Here is a 17,827-nt window from a genome sequence, read left to right as displayed (position 1 = left end):
TACTTGGACTATGATTGAAGAAATACTGGGATGAATTTATGGCTACAAGCGTATTAGTGGTTGAAGATGATGTCGCCATCAGGGATATGTTGACGTTCACCCTGAAACAGGCCGGTCTGACTTGCGAGTCGGTTGGTGATGCAGAATCTGGTTTGGACTTATTAAAAAATAACCAACCCGATATGATTTTACTCGACTGGATGTTACCTGGCATTGATGGCATTGAGTTTATTCGTCGTCTGCGTGCTAACGAGTTTCTGGCCAATATTCCCGTCATCATGCTTACTGCCAAAGGTGAAAGCGAAGACATGGTCAAAGGTCTTGCTGTTGGGGCTGATGATTACGTCAATAAACCTTTTTCACCACCTGAGCTTATCGCTCGTATTAAAGCGGTATTACGTCGCTGCCAGCCGCCAGAAAATGAAGATGCTCAGAAACTCCAGTTTGGCAATTTAGTGCTGGATACAAAAAGTCATCGTGTCACTGTTGATGATGTGCGTGTTGAATTAGGGCCTACCGAGTTTCGCTTATTACACTTTTTCATGAAAAATCCTGAACGCGCATATGGTCGCTCACAGTTACTGGATTATGTCTGGGGCGATACCGTGTACATTGAAGAACGTACCGTGGATGTCCATATACGTCGTTTGCGCAAAGCACTTGAGCCAACAGGCCATGATCAATTTATCCAGACCGTTCGAGGTGTTGGATACCGTTTTTCAGTCGATTAAGCGAACTGAAATATGCAATGGGATAATTGGCGGCTACTGACACTAGTCAGTCTGGCAGGTTTTGTCGGACTGTTATTTGGTCAAATGATGGCATTTATGTTTGTTGCCACTTTGGCCTATGCTTTGTGGCTTCAGCATAACTGGTACAAACTCTGGTATTGGTTACAAAAACCCAAAAAACGTCGCTCTCCCAGTGCGGAAGGGGTCATTGATGATGTCTGTCGTCAGATTGAGCAGATGCGTCAACAAAATAGTAATCGGAAAAGAAAACTAACCGGATACCTTAAACGCTTTCAATCAGCAACAGCCGCCTTACCGGATGGCATCGTTGTCTTGGGTGAGTTTGGTGAAGTGGATTGGGCAAATCAGGCCGCTCGGGAGTTATTAGGCGTACGCTGGCCCCGGGATAACAATGTCAGGATCAATAATCTCATTCGTGAACCTGCTTTTCAGCACTTATTGGAAAATCATATCCACCTCGGCGGCACGACGACGGTCAAATCACCGCTGAATGAAGATGTGCAGCTGGAAGTCAAGCTGGTGAACTACATGGGCTCGGGCCGCTTATTGATTGCCCGTGATATTACCCAGACCATCAAACTTCAGCGTATGCGTCGTGACTTTGTTGCTAATGTTTCGCATGAACTAAAAACACCTCTAACCGTTTTACGAGGTTATCTGGAAGCGTTTACCGAAGAGACCGATCCGGAACAGTGGAAAATGGCTCTGCCAGCAATGCGTCAGCAAAGTGAACGTATGCATTTGATGATTAAGGATTTATTGGTCTTATCTCAGTTGGAGACTGGAGAAAAATCATTACGTCGCATTCCAACGGATGTGGACAAGTTGCTGCATTCCATCATTGAGGATGCCAAGGCATTGGAGCACTACCATGAGCATCAGTTCAGTCTCCATCTGGAAACAGATAAATGGTTGATTTGTGATTTGGGTGAAGTACGAAGTGCAATATCTAATCTGGTCTTTAATGCGGTGAAATATACTCCTGCGGGTTGCAAGGTCACACTCAGCTGGCGCGAAACAGATGATGGCGTCTGCATTGAAGTAACGGATGAAGGGGAAGGTATAGCGGCTCATCACTTAGATCGGCTGACGGAACGTTTCTACCGTGTTGATAAAGGTCGTAGTAGTGATGCTGGCGGCACAGGGCTGGGCTTAGCGATCGTTAAACACGTGCTGCAAAGACATGGCGCAAGACTGATTATCACTAGCGAGTTAGGCAAAGGTAGCAGTTTTAAATGTTGCTTTCCTGAGACAGCAGCAGTGGAGAAAATCCCGGTATAAATGCCCGTTAAACAAAGAAAAAATGCCTCTGTCATCTCTTTGTCATATATTTTTCATATGCTTGTCACACGCTAAACTCATACTACCTAGCGCTTACGTTAATAACGTTGCTTTTTTCTTTTAATTTTTGGGAGTTGAACACTATGTTCAAGAAAAACCTTGCTCTGCTAGGTGCTGCAATGACGATGGCTTTCTCGCCGCTGACATTCGCTGGTGATATTGATCCTGCTTTACCTGACTACGAAAAAGTGAGCGGTATTTCAGGCAGCTTATCGAGTGTTGGTTCAGACACATTAGCTAACTTGATGACAATGTGGGCTGAAGAGTTCAAACGTGAATACCCAAATGTGAGTATTCAAATTCAGGCTGCAGGTTCTTCAACTGCGCCACCTGCATTGACTGAAGGTACTTCTAACTTTGGTCCAATGAGCCGCAAAATGAAAGATAAAGAAGACGCGGCATTTGAAGCGAAATATGGTTACAAAGCCACACCCATTCGTGTCGCTATCGATGCTTTGGCTGTCTATGTGCACAAAGACAACCCAATTGATGGTCTGACTATTCCTCAAGTGGATGCGATTTTCTCTGCAACCCGCACCTGTGGTTACCCAGAAGACATTACTAACTGGAAACAGCTAGGTCAGGATTTAGGTAACATCCAACTTTATGGTCGTAACTCTGTTTCCGGTACTTATGGTTACTTTAAAGATCACGCTTTATGTAAAGGTGACTACAAAAACAGCGTAAATGAGCAACCTGGTTCAGCATCAGTGGTTCAAGGTGTGACAAAATCGCTTAACGGTATTGGTTACTCAGGTATCGGTTATAAAACGTCTGGTGTTAAAGCACTTGCTTTAGCTAAAGAAGAGGGCGGTAAAATGATTCCTGCAACATTAGATAATGCAGCGAATGGTTCTTACCCGCTTTCACGTTACTTGTACGTTTACATCAACAAAGCGCCTAACAAACCATTAGCGCCAATTGACCGTGAATTCATTAAAATGATCCTGTCAAAAGTGGGTCAGAAAGTGGTAGTAAAAGATGGTTATATTCCACTACCAGACTCAGTTGTAGAAAAAGAACTGCAAAAGCTGCAATAAAACAGCATTTGTCATGATCGGGAAGACGCCTCGTTTTTACGGGGCGTTTTTTCTAAATTTATCGCTAAAAACACTCTAAGTCAGTATGTTTAGCAATAAATAAAGCTGAAAAATAAATGAAGTGGTATTGCTAGATGCAAGAACAAACAGTCGAAGATAGTGTATTACCTGCGCCCGGTTCCAAAGTAGCAAATCGCAGACGTGCATGGCGTGAGGTGAAAGATCGTATTGCCAAATATGGTGTGGCAGTGGGTGGTATTTCAGTCATCCTGGCTATTGTGCTGATTTTCTTTTATCTGCTCTATGTGGTGATGCCCTTATTTCAAGGGGCAAGTCTGAAGACAGAAGCGACATATCACAGCGATTTTAAACAACCTGCCTTTTTATCCCTGAACGAATACAACACGGTGGCCATGGCTGTCGAAGCTAGCGGCATGGTACGTTTTTTTGATGCCAAAACCGGCAAAACGATGACCGAAACCTCACTGCCGTTGGCGGGGAAAACCATCAGCACTGTCAGTGCTGGTGCCGCAACGACAGGTGTATTTAGTTATGGTTTTAATGATGGCAGCGCATTAGTCATTAAAGAAAAATACAAAGTGACTTATCCAACCGGAACACAACGCGTTATCGTGCCAGAAGTCACTTATCCATTAGGTGAAAAGCATGTTGTGATTGACGATCAAGGCAAGTCAATCAGCCTGCTTTCAGTTCAGAGTTATGAAGATAAAACAACATTCATTGCTTACACCGAGGATAAGCGTCTAATACTGAAACGCTTTGAAAAAGAAGTGGATTTCCTTGATGACACCCAATTTACCATCAACGAAGAAAAGCATGAGATCCCCTTAACGGATGTCAGTGATCTGACTCAGGTCAAACTGGATGTTGATCAACGTGAGCTTTATCTGGCCGATGATAAGGGCTTTATTTATTACTACGATGTTCAGCAGCTAGATAAACCGCGTTTAATTCAGAAAATCAAAGCGGTACCCACAGGCGTGAATATTACGAGCTTTGAATTTCTGACAGGCGGTATTTCTATTCTGGTGGGACGCAGCGACGGTCAGATTGATCAATGGTTTCCGGTCAGAGACAAGGACAATAACTACACCTTACATAATGTGCGTAGTTTTAATGCTCAGAGCAGCCCGATTATTGCCATTGCACCAGAGCAAGCCCGTAAAGGCTTTTTAACGCTGGATAAAACCGGACAATTGGGGATTTATCACACCACGGCTCACCGGACGTTATTGGTTGAACCGTATGTGGACAGCGAAGCGGTTATTGGCCTCTCACCAAGGGCAAATGGTCTTATCAGCATGACTGATAATGGTGACGTGAAGTTACTGGATATTCGTAATGAACATCCGGACATCTCCTGGCATTCCTTATGGGAAAAAGTTTGGTATGAAAGTCGTGATCAGCCTGAATATATCTGGCAGTCATCGTCAGCCAGTAATGACTTTGAACCTAAATTTAGTTTAACGCCACTGACATTCGGCACCATCAAAGCGGCCTTCTACGCGATGTTGGTAGCTGTTCCACTGGCGATTATGGGCGCAATTTTTACCGCCTATTTTATGTCGCCCAGAATGCGTAGCTTTGTGAAACCGACCATCGAAATTATGGAGGCTTTGCCAACGGTTATTTTAGGTTTCCTCGCGGGTTTATGGTTAGCACCATTAGTCGAAGACCATTTGCCTGGTGTGTTCACATTGCTGTTTATGTTGCCGGTGATGATTATTTTGACTGCCTGGGGTTGGACAAAATTACCTAAAGCATGGCGTGAACGCATTCCTGATGGCTGGGAGCCGGCGGTGTTGATTCCAATTGTGTTGTTAGTCGGTTATGTCTCGATGGCGACCAGTGGTGCGATTGAGCTGTGGTTATTTGATGGCAATATGCCGCAATTTTTAAATGATATCGGTATTAATTATGACCAGCGTAATTCGCTGGTAGTCGGATTGGTTATGGGCTTTGCGGTGATTCCGACAATTTTCTCTATTACCGAAGATGCGATTTTTGGTGTGCCGAAACATTTGACGATAGGTTCATTAGCTTTAGGTGCAACCCCATGGCAAACCATGACGCGAGTGGTGTTGCTGACGGCGAGCCCAGGTATCTTCTCTGCGGTGATGATTGGTTTGGGCCGTGCTGTTGGTGAGACGATGATTGTACTGATGGCAACAGGTAATACACCGATTATGGATTTCAATATCTTTGAAGGCTTCAGAGCCTTATCCGCCAATATCGCTGTAGAGATGCCAGAGGCTGAAGTGGCTAGTTCGCATTATCGCGTATTGTTTCTGGCGGCATTGGTATTGTTCTTAGCGACATTTGTGTTGAATACCGTTGCTGAAATTGTGCGCCAGCGCTTACGTAATAAATACAGCTCGCTGTAGTTAGGAATATAGAATGAAACAACGTTCTTCAATGAAAATCTGGTTTGATAGCGGTAAACCTTGGGTTTGGTTAAATGCCGGCGCGGTCAGTATCAGTCTGGTGATGGTCATCGGCTTGATTGGTTTGATCGCCGTGAGAGGCCTGAGCCATTTCTGGCCTGCTGATATCGTTGAGCTGAGCTATGCCGAACCCGGCGAAGAAAAAATCATGCTGGTGGGCGAACGCGTGGATCATGAAACGGTGCCTGCCGCTCGTTTGGCTTTATCAGGTGTGCATTTACCCGAAGGCCAGGAAACAGCCAATCGAACCTTATTAAAGATAGGTAATCGTGACTTTTTTGGTCTCGATTTTCGTTGGATTAACGATCCCTGGATTGAAGATACACAAAAACCTGACGGCCTGATATCAATAGAGCGACGTGAATGGGGCAACTTTTATGGTTATCTGGTCAATGTTAAACAGCAGGGTGAAGTTATCGCTGAGGGTGAACAGGCCTGGGATGCATTTCAGCAACGATTAGCCCGAAGTAATGCTTTGTATAACAAGATAAAAGATATCGAAAAGTCGGATATCGGCAAGATCAATCATGGTCTTGAAGAGCTGCGAATTGAACAGCGTCGATTAGAGCTCGATAAGGTTGAAAAAGGCACGACACCGTATCTGGAAATTGAAGAGGAACGTAAGCAACTCAATACACGTTATGCAAAAATTCGTGAAGAGTTAGATGAATTATATTCAGAGCTGAATCGCGATCAAATCACCGTCAAGATTTCTGATGGCCGTGAAGCCGAAATACCAATGGCAAAAATCGTTCAGGCATATAAACCGAATGCGATGACTACGCTACAGAAGCTGGGCCAGTATTTCCACAATGCCTGGGAGTTTGTGTCAGGCGAGCCGCGTGAAGCAAACACGGAAGGTGGTATTTTCCCGGCGATTTTCGGTACAGTCATGATGGTGATGATCATGTCTGTACTGGTCACGCCGTTTGGGGTAATTGCAGCTGTTTATCTAAAGGAATATGCCAAACAAGGTGCTGTGGTTCGATTGATTCGTATCGCGGTCAATAATCTGGCTGGTGTGCCATCCATCGTCTATGGTGTATTTGGTCTTGGTTTTTTTGTTTATTTCATCGGTGGTAGCGTGGATGAGATTTTCTTCCAGGCCAAACTACCAGCCCCTACCTTTGGTTCACCAGGTTTATTATGGGCCTCGCTAACCTTAGCGATTTTGACTGTGCCGGTGGTCATTGTCGCAACGGAAGAGGGCTTGTCGCGTATTCCGAGAGCGATTCGTGAAGGTAGTCTGGCGCTTGGGGCGACAAAAGCAGAAACCTTGTGGCGAACAGTATTGCCAATGGCCGCACCGGCGATGATGACGGGCTTGATTCTGGCTGTCGCCAGGGCGGCAGGTGAGGTGGCGCCGCTGATGATGGTTGGGGTGGTGAAACTGGCACCGTCACTAGCGATTGATAATATTGCGCCATACCTGCATTTGGATCGTCAATTTATGCACCTGGGTTTCCATATCTATGATGTGGGTTTCCAAAGCCCGAACGTTGAAGCCGCCAGACCGCTGGTCTATGCCACGGCATTTTTATTGGTATTGATTATTGTTGTGCTGAACCTGGCAGCGATTGGTATTCGTAATCGTCTGCGAGAAACTTATAAAGCAAGTGAGAGTTAAACGATGGAAGCAGTCAAAGAACAGAAAAATGTATCGCGAGGCATTGATATTGAGTCGATGCAAAGAGGGCCTCGTGTGAACCTGGATAATGAAACGCTGTGCCTGCAAGTCAAAGACTTTAACCTGTTTTATGGTGATAAACAGGCTCTGCACAATATCAATATGCAGATTCCAAAAAATCGAGTGACCGCGTTTATCGGCCCAAGTGGTTGTGGTAAATCAACGTTATTACGCTGTTTTAACCGTATGAACGATCTGATTGACTCTGTCAGGATGGAAGGTCAATTATTGCTTGATAAGATGGAAATTAATTCACCCTCCGTGAATGTGGCGGATTTACGCCGTCAGGTCGGAATGGTATTTCAAAAACCCAATCCATTTCCTAAGTCTATCTATGAAAACGTGGCGTATGGTCTGCGTCTGCAAGGTGTCAATGATCGTTCTACTTTAGATAAAGTGGTTGAAAAATCATTAAAAGGTGCCGCCTTATGGGATGAAGTCAAAGATCGTCTTCACGAGTCAGCGATGGGTATGTCAGGTGGTCAGCAGCAACGTCTAGTGATAGCCCGTGCTATTGCTATCGAACCCGAAGTCTTGCTGCTTGATGAACCGGCCTCGGCTCTGGATCCACTCTCTACATTAAAAATTGAAGAGTTGATTTACGAACTGAAAGAAAAGTATACGATCGTGATCGTGACTCATAATATGCAGCAAGCGGCGCGGGTATCTGATTACACTGCATTTATGTATATGGGCGAATTAATAGAGTTTGGTGCCACTGATGAACTCTTTACCAACCCAAGTAAAAAACAAACAGAAGATTATATTACCGGCCGTTACGGTTAATCCGGGCTGAGGAGAGACGCATATGGTTACAACTACTTCCCAACATATTTCGCAACAATTTGAGAATGAATTACAGGATATCCGTTCTCGTGTTTTAGCGATGGGTGGTCTAGTCGAGCAGCAAGTTCATAACGCGATGGAAGCCCTGATTAAAGGTGATGCCGATATTGCTCGTGAAGTGATTGCTTACGACGATGAGGTAAATTCATTAGAAGTCAGTATCGATGAGGAATGTATTCAGATTATTGCGCTTCGCCAGCCAACGGCAGGGGATTTACGCCTTGTCTCCGGCATATTAAAAACCATTACCGATTTGGAACGCATTGGTGATGAGTCTGTGCGTATTGCCAGAATGGCACTGAATCTGTCTGAAAAAGATCGTCCCAAGCATAATTACCGAGAGCTGCAAGCCATGGGAAATCATGTGCGTGGCATGTTACGCGATGCATTGGATGCTTTTGCGCGATTTGATGTGGATATGGCTTTACGTGTGGCAAAAGAAGACCGTGAAGTCGATGCCGAATATGAGGCGATTTTACGTCAGTTAATGACGTATATGATGGAAGATACCCGAGCCGTTACTCGCGTGATTGATATGATGTGGTCTGCGCGCTCATTGGAACGTATTGGTGATCATGCTAATAATATTTGTGAACACATTATTTATCTGGTGGAAGGTAAAGATGTGCGCCATTTGAGTATCGAAAAAGCCGAACAAGTGATTAAAGGTCAACTTATTGAATAAAAAAAGAGGATTTTCGTCACGGCTAAAAAGGGCCTGGTTGCGTTTGAGACCAGGCTTTTTTTATGGAAAAGATGATTTAACATTGTTCACCAGCAACCAGCTAGTGCAGAATAAACCGAAAAACGAACTGACAGGTGCTATGGAAGAAACAAATCATGATGTGCTGGCGGCGGTGGACCTCGGCTCTAACAGCTTTCACATGATCATCGCCCGAATGCGTGATGGCCATTTTCAAGTGGTCGACAGACTTCGGGAAATGGTACAGCTCCGGGCTGGACTGGATAAACATCACTACCTTTCATTGGAAGCTCAGGAACGGGCGATAGCCTGTCTGGAACGGTTTGGCGAACGCATAAAGGATTTGCCATACGGCAGCGTCAGGGTGGTAGGCACCAATACCTTACGTATCGCACATAATTCACGACGTTTTCTGCGCCAGGCTCGCCTTGCCTTGGGTCATCCGATTGAAATTATCACCGGTGAAGAAGAAGCCCGACTGATTTATCTGGGCGTGGCTCATTCGTTGGGCTTTGATGACAGCCGCCGTTTAGTGATGGACATCGGCGGTGGCAGTACCGAATTTATCATTGGTGACGGATTTAAAGGCTTGATGCGCGAGAGCCTGGAAATGGGCTGTGTCAGTTTTTCACAAAAGTTTTTTGCTGATGGCAAAACCACGGCGACACAGATGCAACATGCGATGTTGGCTGCGGCAAGACGTATTCGTTATATCCAGCGACCTTATCGTCAGGCTGGCTGGCAGGAGGCTGTTGGCGCATCGGGCACGATTCGAACGGTCGCCAATATATGCAAAGAACACGGCTGGGCTGATGATGGCGTGATTACCGGCAAGGCGCTGGAGAAGATGGTAAACCATCTTATCGAAGCCGGCAGCGTCGAAGAGGCAAAGTTTGAAGGGCTGTCTGAAGAGCGAAATAATGTATTAGCTGGTGGCTTGTGTGTATTGGCTGCTGCGTTCGAGCGACTCGGCATTGAAAAAATGATTGTATCCGATGGCGCTTTAAGAGAAGGGTTATTGTATGACCTGCTTGGCCGTATTCAGCACGATGATGAGCGTGATCGCACCGTCCTAGCCTTGATGCGTCGCTATCACGTTGATGAGGCGCATGCCGAACGTGTTGCGGTGATGGCAACCCAACTGTATGAGCAAGTGGCACATGAGTGGGAGCTGGATCACGATGAGTTACTGCATCGTCTGCAATGGGCCTGTAAACTCCATGAAGTAGGATTGTCTATCTCTCATAACCAGTTTCATAAACACTCGGCCTATCTGGTGGAACATTCGGATTTACCCGGCTTTTCCCGTGAGGAACAGCATGCCTTATCAGTAATGGTCAGGGGGCAACGGCGTTCATTCCCGAAAAAACATATCAATAAATTATCGGATGAAATGCAGTTAAGCACACAACGCTTAACGGTGCTGCTGCGACTTTCCATGGTGTTTAATCGCGGCCGGTCTGAGCATGCCGATACCTATATCAAGTTAAAATTAGACGGTAAAAAGATGATGCTGGTTTTGCCTGATGGTTGGTTAAAAGAGCATCCATTAACTGAAGCCGACCTGGCCCATGAAGTGGAACAACTGAAAAAAGTGGATTTGAAATTGAGTGTTGTAGCCTAGCTAAGCAATAAAAAGGCATCTCTGGATAATCTCGGCAGAGATGCCTTGTTTTAACTAAAAAGAGTAACTGACAGCCGTATAAAATGACCGTCCCATGCCGGGAACGGTAACGCCCCAAGGCACACCGGAACCTGACATTGTCATTCCCTGACCCGTATAAGCACCTGACAATGGTTCGCTGTAAGCTTTATCCAGAACATTGTCGATACCAAAATCAACACGTGCTTGTTTCCACTCATAGCTGGTACGTAAGTTTAATAAGCCATAGCCCGCTGTTTCCTGTTCATTCCGTTCATCGTTTACCTGATCTTTAGCAGCGACTACTTGCCATTCAGCGGTGTTATGCCAGGCACCTTTGGCATGCTGCAAAGTGAATGTCGCATTTAATGGCATGATGTTGTACAGATTGTCGCCAGTATCACGGTTTTTACCCCTGACATAACTGAACACCGCTTGGCCACTGATATGACCAATCTGGTCATCATGATAAAGGTGTTTAGCCAATGACAAATCCGCGCCATATAACTTCGCTGAGACATTGTCATATTGCAGGTAGACAAAGTTATCTGTCGTGCTCAGATTAGTGGCTGTACATACCGCCATCATCCCAGTTTCACCGCTACAGCGTTTGGCATCGATAAAATCATCTACGTAACTGATGTAGGGGGTGAAAGTCACATTCCAGTCCTGCTTGTCAGCATCATGCCAGTCGGCTGTGAAGCTGATGGTGTGTGCAATTTCTGGCTCCAAATCCACATTCCCAACATAACCATTGCCATCACCGACCAGATTCACCATACGCATAGCCATACCGTTGCTTGACCAGGCATAACGTTCATAGAGGTTAGGGGAACGTGTTTTCTGAGCGTAACCGAATTCATAACTGGCATTATCAGATGGGGTGAAACGTCCCATTAAGGTCAGATCAAGATTGTTATCGGTTTTGCTTTTATCTGCATTATTGAAGTCAGTAGGGTTGTAATTTGTTGTGTTATATCCTTGAACATTGTCGGCATCCATTTTCACCGTTTCATGACGAATACCTGCCAATGTTGTCCATTTTGAGGTCCAGTCGGCTTCCCATTCCGTATAAATAGCATAACGGTCGCGTTGACCATTATTGATATTTTCAAAGGTATTTGGTGCCATCATCCCGGAACCCGTGGGCTCCCAGAAATCATCCAGACGGTATTTTTGTAACTCCGTACCGACTCTTAATAAGTCACGATCATTAAGTATGATTTCTGTTTTTAACGAGACGCCAGTATTGCGGCCTTCAGTCTCCATTGGCATGCCTTCGGCAGTGCCATATAAAAACTGCTTATCATCACCAAACTGCATTTTGTGGTGTGTTTTTTCACGATAAACCGAGGCTTCCAAGGAGCCCCAATCAAACAGACCGTTGTAGATTAAATTGACTTGATTACTCCGGTTTTCGGTCATATCCATACGTTGGTTTGGAAAACCTTGATAAGGGATATCCTGATGGGCCAGTTTTAATTGCAATAAGTGATTATCAAGTTTAAAGCCAAGGTTTAAAGCATGGTTACGTGTTTCATAGGCGGTGGAGCCGACTTCATCACCATCTAACCAGCCACGATTAGAGGCGGCGGGGCCTGCAGTTTTAAAACTATCTGCCGCATCATAATTATTCGCTTTACTGGTGGAACCGGTGTAATTAAGGCTAAAGCTCTCCGTTGCCAGTGTGGTGGATAAATTGGCGCCACGAGCGTCGCCATTAGTGCGGTAGAAGGCACCGATTTCACCTTTTGATAATACGCTGTCAGCATCTTTGGCAAACTCAGGTTGTTTACTTTTGGCGATGATAGTCCCGCCAATACTGTCGCCACCAGCACTAACTGGTGTAATGCCTGAATACACTTTTAATTCAGCAATATTATTCGGCGCAATGTATGACAGTGGCGGATTCATATGATTAGCACAGGCTGAAATCAGATCCATCCCATCAACTTTAATCCGAAGACGATCGTCAGCTAGACCATGAATCACTGGCAGACTGGATACGCCACCAGCCCCATATAAGGAGACACCTGGAATACCTTTTAATAAAGAGGCCGTATCACTTGATTGGGCACGCTTTGATTTGAGTGCTTCCAGATCAAGTCCGGCACTGTCTTGAGGTAACGGTTGAATGGCTTCGCCAGACACGGTGACTTTGTCTAGTTGTGCGACATCGTGCTTGTGTTCGGCATAGGCAAGTGATGGTAGGAATAAACTCAGCATGATGCTGAGTGACAGACTGGTGCGTTTCATTTATCTTCTCTCTCAGATAACCCAACCAAAAATAATAGGAAGTTATCGTTATTAAGAAGTGTGTTTTTTCAATAAGTAGTAGGTGAAATGACACAAATTCATGCTGAAAAGGCGTGCTAACCTGATAATTAATCAAAAAAAATAAGAGAAGACTGTAAGCATGGCTGCTATTACCAGTTCCTATATCACGGCTTTTTTACTCGGTTTATTCAGTACGGTGCATTGTATTGCGATGTGTGGCTCGGTGATTGGCGCATTGACGCTGAGCTTGCCGAAAGAAGTAAGAGAGAGTCAGCGACGGATGTTACCGTTTGTATTTAACTACAATGTCGGCCGTATTCTGAGTTATAGCTTTGCTGGCATTATCGTCGGTCTGTTAAGTACGCCACTGACCCAACTGAACGCACATTGGGTACTCAGGGTATTGTCGGTCATCATTATGATTTCAATGGGCTTATATCTGGCTGGCTGGTTCCCTAAATTTGCTCGTGCCGAGCGTATGGGCGCACCTTTATGGCGGTTATTGCAGCCTATTGGGCAAAAACTGTTACCAGTCAGAAAAGGCAGCCAGGCATTTTTTCTGGGCATGGTTTGGGGCTGGTTGCCCTGTGGTCTGGTTTATGCCGCACTGGCTGTAGCAGCCACTGCCGGTGACCCGATTAAAGGCGGGCTGGTGATGCTGTCATTTGGCGCGGGCACCTTACCGGCGGTGATGGGCGCGGGTTTATTTACCGGTATGTTAGCTGCGCTGGGACGTTCGCCAAACTTACGTAAAGCCGCAGGGATACTGATTATTCTGATGGCATTAGCGACCTTGTTCTGGCCGATGGAAAGTCTGCATGAGCATCATGCCATGCCTGATCATCAACATCAGATGCAGGGGTAAGCGTTATGACTACGATTTTAGGACAATCGCCTGATTTAACCCATATCCTGCGTACATTGCCCATGATTGCCTTGAGTGATGCCAGTGTGCTTATCAGTGGCGAAACGGGGACTGGCAAAGAGTTAATTGCCTTAAGTTTGCATGAGCAAAGTCGTCGACGTGACAATGCCCTGATTACGATTAACTGTGCCGCATTACCCACAGAAGATGTGGAGCTGGATTTGTTTGGCCGAAGTAATGAGCATGGCGAAGTCACATTTCGGGGACGGCTACTGGCGGCAGAAGGTGGCACGGTGTTTCTGGATGAAGTGGATGCTCTACCTTTATCTGTTCAGGCAAAAGTCTTACGTTTTTTGGAAGCAGGTGAGTGTCAGTTACAGGGAAGTCATCGTTTACATGTCGCCGATGTTCGTATTTTGGCAGCGACCAGTGCTGACTTGCCTGCGGAAGTGAAAGCCGGGCGATTTCGAGCAGATTTGTTTTATCGTTTACAGGTGGTGCCAATTGAATTACCAGCCTTGCGTGATCGCTCTGAAGACATTCCACTACTGATGAAACATTACCTGAAAGAGTTTGCTGGTAATAATGCGGTGGTCAGGCTCTCGCGAGAAGCGGAACAGAGCCTTGTCCATTACCGCTGGCCTGGCAATATCCGGGAATTGCAGAATCTGTGTCAACGTCTGGCGCTTTTGCATGTCGGTGAGTTATTGCAACCGGCTGATTTACCGAGAGAGATGTGCCCCGAAGTGGCCATAGAGCAACATCAGTTTGTGCTGCCGGCCAGTGGTATCGATCTCGCAAAAGTGGAGCTGGACTTAATTGAGCAGGCACTGGATATGGCGGCGGGTAATCGCTCTAAAGCCGCCCGCTTATTAGGTATTAGCCGCGATACCCTGTTATATCGAATGCAGAAATATAACCTGTCCCCTTAATGAGGTTGTCTGTCTGACCTAGCAATGCCAAAATCATCAGCAATTTTGCAGCGAGAATTGGAGTCTTCTGAGTGAGACAGTATCTGGATTTATGCCAACGTATTATCGACGAAGGTGAGTGGGTTGAAAATGAACGGACGGGTAAACGTTGCCTGACCGTGATTAATGCTGATTTGGAATATGATGTGGCCAACAATCAGTTTCCCTTAATCACCACTCGTAAGAGTTACTGGAAAGCGGCCATTGCCGAAATGTTGGGATATCTGCGTGGCTATGACAATGCAGCAGATTTTCGGGCGATTGGTTGTCGCACCTGGGATGCCAATGCCAATGATAATAAAGACTGGCTGAATAATCCTCACCGCAAAGGTGATGATGATATGGGGCGGGTGTATGGTGTTCAGGGCCGTCGCTGGCAAAAACCGGATGGCTCAACATTAGATCAGTTACAAAAAATCGCCGATGACTTGAAGCGTGGCATTGATGATCGTGGCGAGATCCTGACATTTTACAATCCAGGTGAGTTTGATATGGGCTGTCTCAGACCCTGCATGCATACCCACACTTTCTCTGTATTAGGCGATACGCTTTATTTAACCTCTTACCAGCGTTCTTGTGATGTGCCTCTGGGCCTTAACTTCAATCAGGTGCAGGTGTTTTTCTTACTCAAAATCATGGCGCAAATTTCTGGTCTGAAACCGGGTAAGGCTTACCATAAGATTGTGAATGCGCATATTTACGAAGACCAATTGCAATTAATGCGCGATGTACAGTTGAAACGTGAACCTTATCCTTCACCGAGCTTACACATTAACCCGGAAATTAAATCATTAAAGGATCTGGAAACTTGGGTCACCCTGGATGATTTTGAGGTTGAAGGTTACCAATATCACGAAGCCATCAAATATCCGTTTTCAGTCTGATGCGATAGCTTCTTGCGGGAGTGAACGATATGGATAGACCGTTATTACTGGTATGGCAAGAGGAGTTCACTCAGCAGGTGCCCATTATTGATGAGCAGCACAGAGCCATCCTCGCCACCATAAATTCACTGCATTATTTCCTCCAGCAAGGGTTGGAATTTGAGTCCTTATTACCCACGGTTAAGCTTCTGATAAGTTACATCGTGTTTCATTACAAAACAGAAGAAGGCATATTAAATTCCACGGAATATCCTGAACTGAAAAACTATCAGCAGGCAATGGATAAGTTAATTACCGAGTTCAAGGTTGTTTGTGAGCATGCAAAACATCAAAAGCGGCCCGAACAAGTGCTTATTTTTCTGAAAGATTGGTGGCAGGCCCATCTTGATGTTCATAAAACTATCACACCTTATCTACATGACTGGAGTGGCGAATATTGCCGTGTAGATAAACAAGGAGAGAGAGAAAAATGAAAAGACAAATGGCGAGAACATTAACAGAGTATCCAGTATGGGATCGTATGGTTCGCTGGTTTCACTGGATAAACGTATTGTCGGTTATTGGGTTGATTGCTATTGGTGTGGCAATTATGAACAGTAAAGCCTTGGGCGTAACGACAGAAGGCAAAATCCTGTTAAAAACATGGCATGTATATGTGGGGTATGTGTTTGTGATTAATCTTGCCGTGCGGTTGTTTTGGAGTTTTATTGGTAACCGATTTAGTCGCTGGGCAGCTATTTTGCCGCTTGGACAAAAGTATAAACAGCAACGACAACTTTACCTGGATAGCATCAATGAAGGTAAGCCGGTTGGTTTTGCCGGACATAATCCTCTGGCACGTTTAATGGTGACTTTGTTGTTTATCTTGTTAACGATTCAGGCGGTAACAGGGTTAGTGCTTGGTGGTACCGATGTGTATATGCCACCATTTGGCGATAGTTTTAAAGCCTGGGTGGCAGAGAGTCCACAAACAGAAGCCTTAGTTCAGCCATACTCAAAAGACGGCGTGAATGAAGCGGCTTATCAGCAAATGCGTGACTTTCGTTCACCCTTCAAAGAAATACATGAGATCGTATTCTGGGTGCTGAGTCTGGCCATCATCTTACATATTCTGGGAGTCGTTTATAGCGAGCTTCGGGAGCGTAATGGTCTGGTATCGGCCATGTTTACCGGTAAAAAAGTATTCAAAGATACCCCGGTAGACTGGGACGAAGATTAACAATGGCGATAAGCGGTGCGCTTTCTGGCGTGCCGCTTTTGTTGCCAGCGCAATAAGCCGGTAATGAATAAAATTAATGGCAGAAAACCACAGATAAACACAATAATCCTGCCGGTTAGACCAAAAGCTTCGCCATTATGTAAGGGGTGTAGCCAGTTTAAGACTTTATCTCCGGCACTATCGGCTAAGCCATCGCGGCTAGCGACAATATCACCAGTAAACGCATTCACCCAGACTTGTGTTCGTGGAAAACGGCGGCTTGGTTCGCCTTGTTGATAGAAAACGACTCGCCAGCTATTTTTTTTGATCCCCGGTGACTCTACCCAGCGTAACTCAGCATCGGGGAATAATTTAAAAGCTGACGCTACCGCCGTATCTGCTGAGATAACAGGTTTTTTTCCTTGCTGCTGCAGTGAGCGAGAAAGTATAGGGCTGGAGGCTAATGGAGAAAAAACACGGATAATCTGCTGAGTCTGTGTAGGTAAAGCCAGTGCTGCACCCGTTAAACTGAGCATAAACAACACAATGAAACCATAACTGCCAGACAGAATATGCAGATCAAACACTTTTTTGGCATAACTGGTACGTAATCGCCAAGCCATCACTTGTTGCAATTTATGCCAGCCGGGCCACCATAAAACGACACCGGAGAGCAGGGAGATAAGGCTGATGAGACCTATAATACCTACGAAGGTTTTGCCTGTTTTATCTACTAATAAGCTGTAATGCAGATTGTAGATCCAGGTCATCGCAAATTCGCCCCAGAAGCGTTTACTGGTGATCTCTAATGTGGCGGGATCGATTGTTACCATCAACGGCGCAAATTGCAGATCACGTGTTTCAACAGGCGTGTAATAACGCGCCATAATTGGCCAGCCTGAATGAAGTGGCTGTTCAATACGCCAGGAATCAGTTCGTGTTGGAAATTGCTGCTGTAATTGATCAAAGACAGTTTGTTGCTGACTGACGGGGGCTGTCGAGACAGCTTCGATATCTGGATTCAACCAGATATCGAATTGTAAATAGAACACTAAAATGCTGCCCGTCAGACCTAATAAGACCAGCATGATGCCAATGCTGAGTCCCAGGTAGGTATGAATTTTCAGCCAAAGCTGTCGCGCTTTTGTCATTAATG

The 17,827-nt window shown here is 45.5% G+C and carries 15 protein-coding genes; 13 read left to right on the top strand and 2 right to left on the bottom strand.

Annotated elements, in window-relative coordinates; translation table 11 throughout:
- Positions 1-38 precede the first annotated feature (38 nt).
- From phoB to ppx, 8 genes are all read left to right on the top strand, one after another.
- Positions 39-731, top strand: coding sequence for a phosphate regulon transcriptional regulator PhoB (gene phoB, locus AC13DA_RS15085; RefSeq protein WP_273178450.1), 693 nt, complete (start codon positions 39-41; stop codon positions 729-731).
- Positions 732-743: 12 nt separating this feature from the next.
- Positions 744-2,033 carry a phosphate regulon sensor histidine kinase PhoR gene (gene phoR / locus AC13DA_RS15080; RefSeq protein ID WP_273178449.1) on the top strand — a complete coding sequence of 430 codons (1,290 nt, stop codon included), beginning with the start codon at positions 744-746 and terminating at the stop codon, positions 2,031-2,033.
- Positions 2,034-2,176: 143 nt separating this feature from the next.
- Positions 2,177-3,133 (top strand): PstS family phosphate ABC transporter substrate-binding protein, encoded by a 957-nt coding sequence (locus AC13DA_RS15075; RefSeq protein ID WP_007143991.1) that lies wholly within the window; start codon positions 2,177-2,179, stop codon positions 3,131-3,133.
- A 134-nt stretch (positions 3,134-3,267) separates the two neighbouring features.
- Positions 3,268-5,538: an ABC transporter permease subunit gene (locus tag AC13DA_RS15070; RefSeq protein WP_284451545.1), complete on the top strand. Its 2,271-nt coding sequence runs from the start codon at positions 3,268-3,270 to the stop codon at positions 5,536-5,538.
- 13 nt (positions 5,539-5,551) lie between these two features.
- Positions 5,552-7,225: a phosphate ABC transporter permease PstA gene (gene pstA, locus AC13DA_RS15065; protein ID WP_284451546.1), complete on the top strand. Its 1,674-nt coding sequence runs from the start codon at positions 5,552-5,554 to the stop codon at positions 7,223-7,225.
- 3 nt (positions 7,226-7,228) lie between these two features.
- Positions 7,229-8,071, top strand: a complete 843-nt coding sequence (gene pstB, locus AC13DA_RS15060; protein WP_007143988.1) for a phosphate ABC transporter ATP-binding protein PstB — start codon at positions 7,229-7,231, stop codon at positions 8,069-8,071.
- A gap of 22 nt (positions 8,072-8,093) precedes the next feature.
- Positions 8,094-8,816 (top strand): phosphate signaling complex protein PhoU, encoded by a 723-nt coding sequence (phoU, locus tag AC13DA_RS15055; RefSeq protein ID WP_007143987.1) that lies wholly within the window; start codon positions 8,094-8,096, stop codon positions 8,814-8,816.
- Positions 8,817-8,919: 103 nt separating this feature from the next.
- On the top strand, positions 8,920-10,458 hold the full coding sequence (gene ppx, locus AC13DA_RS15050; RefSeq protein WP_482945998.1) for an exopolyphosphatase: 1,539 nt from the start codon (positions 8,920-8,922) through the stop codon (positions 10,456-10,458).
- Positions 10,459-10,512: 54 nt separating this feature from the next.
- Here the strand turns inward: ppx and AC13DA_RS15045 are convergent, their stop codons facing one another.
- Positions 10,513-12,732, bottom strand: coding sequence for a TonB-dependent receptor (locus AC13DA_RS15045; RefSeq protein WP_284451548.1), 2,220 nt, complete (start codon positions 12,730-12,732; stop codon positions 10,513-10,515).
- Positions 12,733-12,892: 160 nt separating this feature from the next.
- Here AC13DA_RS15045 and AC13DA_RS15040 point away from each other — a divergent pair, with 160 nt between their 5' ends.
- The 5 genes from AC13DA_RS15040 (at position 12,893) to AC13DA_RS15020 (ending at position 16,692) form a co-directional block, all read left to right on the top strand.
- Positions 12,893-13,618 (top strand): sulfite exporter TauE/SafE family protein, encoded by a 726-nt coding sequence (locus tag AC13DA_RS15040; protein ID WP_284451549.1) that lies wholly within the window; start codon positions 12,893-12,895, stop codon positions 13,616-13,618.
- A gap of 5 nt (positions 13,619-13,623) precedes the next feature.
- Entirely contained in the window at positions 13,624-14,550 is a 927-nt protein-coding gene (locus tag AC13DA_RS15035; protein ID WP_284451550.1) for a sigma 54-interacting transcriptional regulator, read from the top strand.
- A 71-nt stretch (positions 14,551-14,621) separates the two neighbouring features.
- Positions 14,622-15,473 carry a thymidylate synthase gene (locus AC13DA_RS15030; protein ID WP_273178442.1) on the top strand — a complete coding sequence of 284 codons (852 nt, stop codon included), beginning with the start codon at positions 14,622-14,624 and terminating at the stop codon, positions 15,471-15,473.
- Between the two features lie 29 nt (positions 15,474-15,502).
- Entirely contained in the window at positions 15,503-15,946 is a 444-nt protein-coding gene (locus AC13DA_RS15025; protein ID WP_482945997.1) for a bacteriohemerythrin, read from the top strand.
- A complete protein-coding gene (locus tag AC13DA_RS15020) occupies positions 15,943-16,692 on the top strand; it encodes a cytochrome b/b6 domain-containing protein (RefSeq protein ID WP_284451552.1) in 750 nt (249 codons plus the stop codon). Before AC13DA_RS15025 ends, AC13DA_RS15020 begins: the two co-directional genes overlap by 4 nt.
- Here AC13DA_RS15020 and AC13DA_RS15015 read toward each other — a convergent pair.
- Positions 16,689-17,822, bottom strand: a complete 1,134-nt coding sequence (locus AC13DA_RS15015) for a PepSY-associated TM helix domain-containing protein (protein WP_284451553.1) — start codon at positions 17,820-17,822, stop codon at positions 16,689-16,691. The two genes, AC13DA_RS15020 and AC13DA_RS15015, sit on opposite strands and share 4 nt — an antisense overlap.
- Between the last annotated feature and the right edge of the window lie 5 nt (positions 17,823-17,827).

This window comes from Methylophaga sp. F-2, assembly GCF_056859315.1.
Note: the sequence above shows the minus strand (reverse complement) of the source record. Positions and strands in the feature narration are given on the sequence as shown.

Excerpts from the sequence above, each read along its gene's own strand:
- AC13DA_RS15045 (WP_284451548.1), bottom strand. The coding sequence starts at position 12,732 with ATGAAACGCACCAGTCTGTCACTCAGCATCATGCTGAGTTTATTCCTA.
- pstA (WP_284451546.1), top strand. The coding sequence starts at position 5,552 with ATGAAACAACGTTCTTCAATGAAAATCTGGTTTGATAGCGGTAAACCT.
- phoB (WP_273178450.1), top strand. The coding sequence starts at position 39 with ATGGCTACAAGCGTATTAGTGGTTGAAGATGATGTCGCCATCAGGGAT.
- AC13DA_RS15025 (WP_482945997.1), top strand. The coding sequence starts at position 15,503 with ATGGATAGACCGTTATTACTGGTATGGCAAGAGGAGTTCACTCAGCAG.
- AC13DA_RS15020 (WP_284451552.1), top strand. The coding sequence starts at position 15,943 with ATGAAAAGACAAATGGCGAGAACATTAACAGAGTATCCAGTATGGGAT.
- phoR (WP_273178449.1), top strand. The coding sequence starts at position 744 with ATGCAATGGGATAATTGGCGGCTACTGACACTAGTCAGTCTGGCAGGT.
- AC13DA_RS15075 (WP_007143991.1), top strand. The coding sequence starts at position 2,177 with ATGTTCAAGAAAAACCTTGCTCTGCTAGGTGCTGCAATGACGATGGCT.
- phoU (WP_007143987.1), top strand. The coding sequence starts at position 8,094 with ATGGTTACAACTACTTCCCAACATATTTCGCAACAATTTGAGAATGAA.
- pstB (WP_007143988.1), top strand. The coding sequence starts at position 7,229 with ATGGAAGCAGTCAAAGAACAGAAAAATGTATCGCGAGGCATTGATATT.
- AC13DA_RS15070 (WP_284451545.1), top strand. The coding sequence starts at position 3,268 with ATGCAAGAACAAACAGTCGAAGATAGTGTATTACCTGCGCCCGGTTCC.
- AC13DA_RS15035 (WP_284451550.1), top strand. The coding sequence starts at position 13,624 with ATGACTACGATTTTAGGACAATCGCCTGATTTAACCCATATCCTGCGT.
- AC13DA_RS15015 (WP_284451553.1), bottom strand. The coding sequence starts at position 17,822 with ATGACAAAAGCGCGACAGCTTTGGCTGAAAATTCATACCTACCTGGGA.
- AC13DA_RS15040 (WP_284451549.1), top strand. The coding sequence starts at position 12,893 with ATGGCTGCTATTACCAGTTCCTATATCACGGCTTTTTTACTCGGTTTA.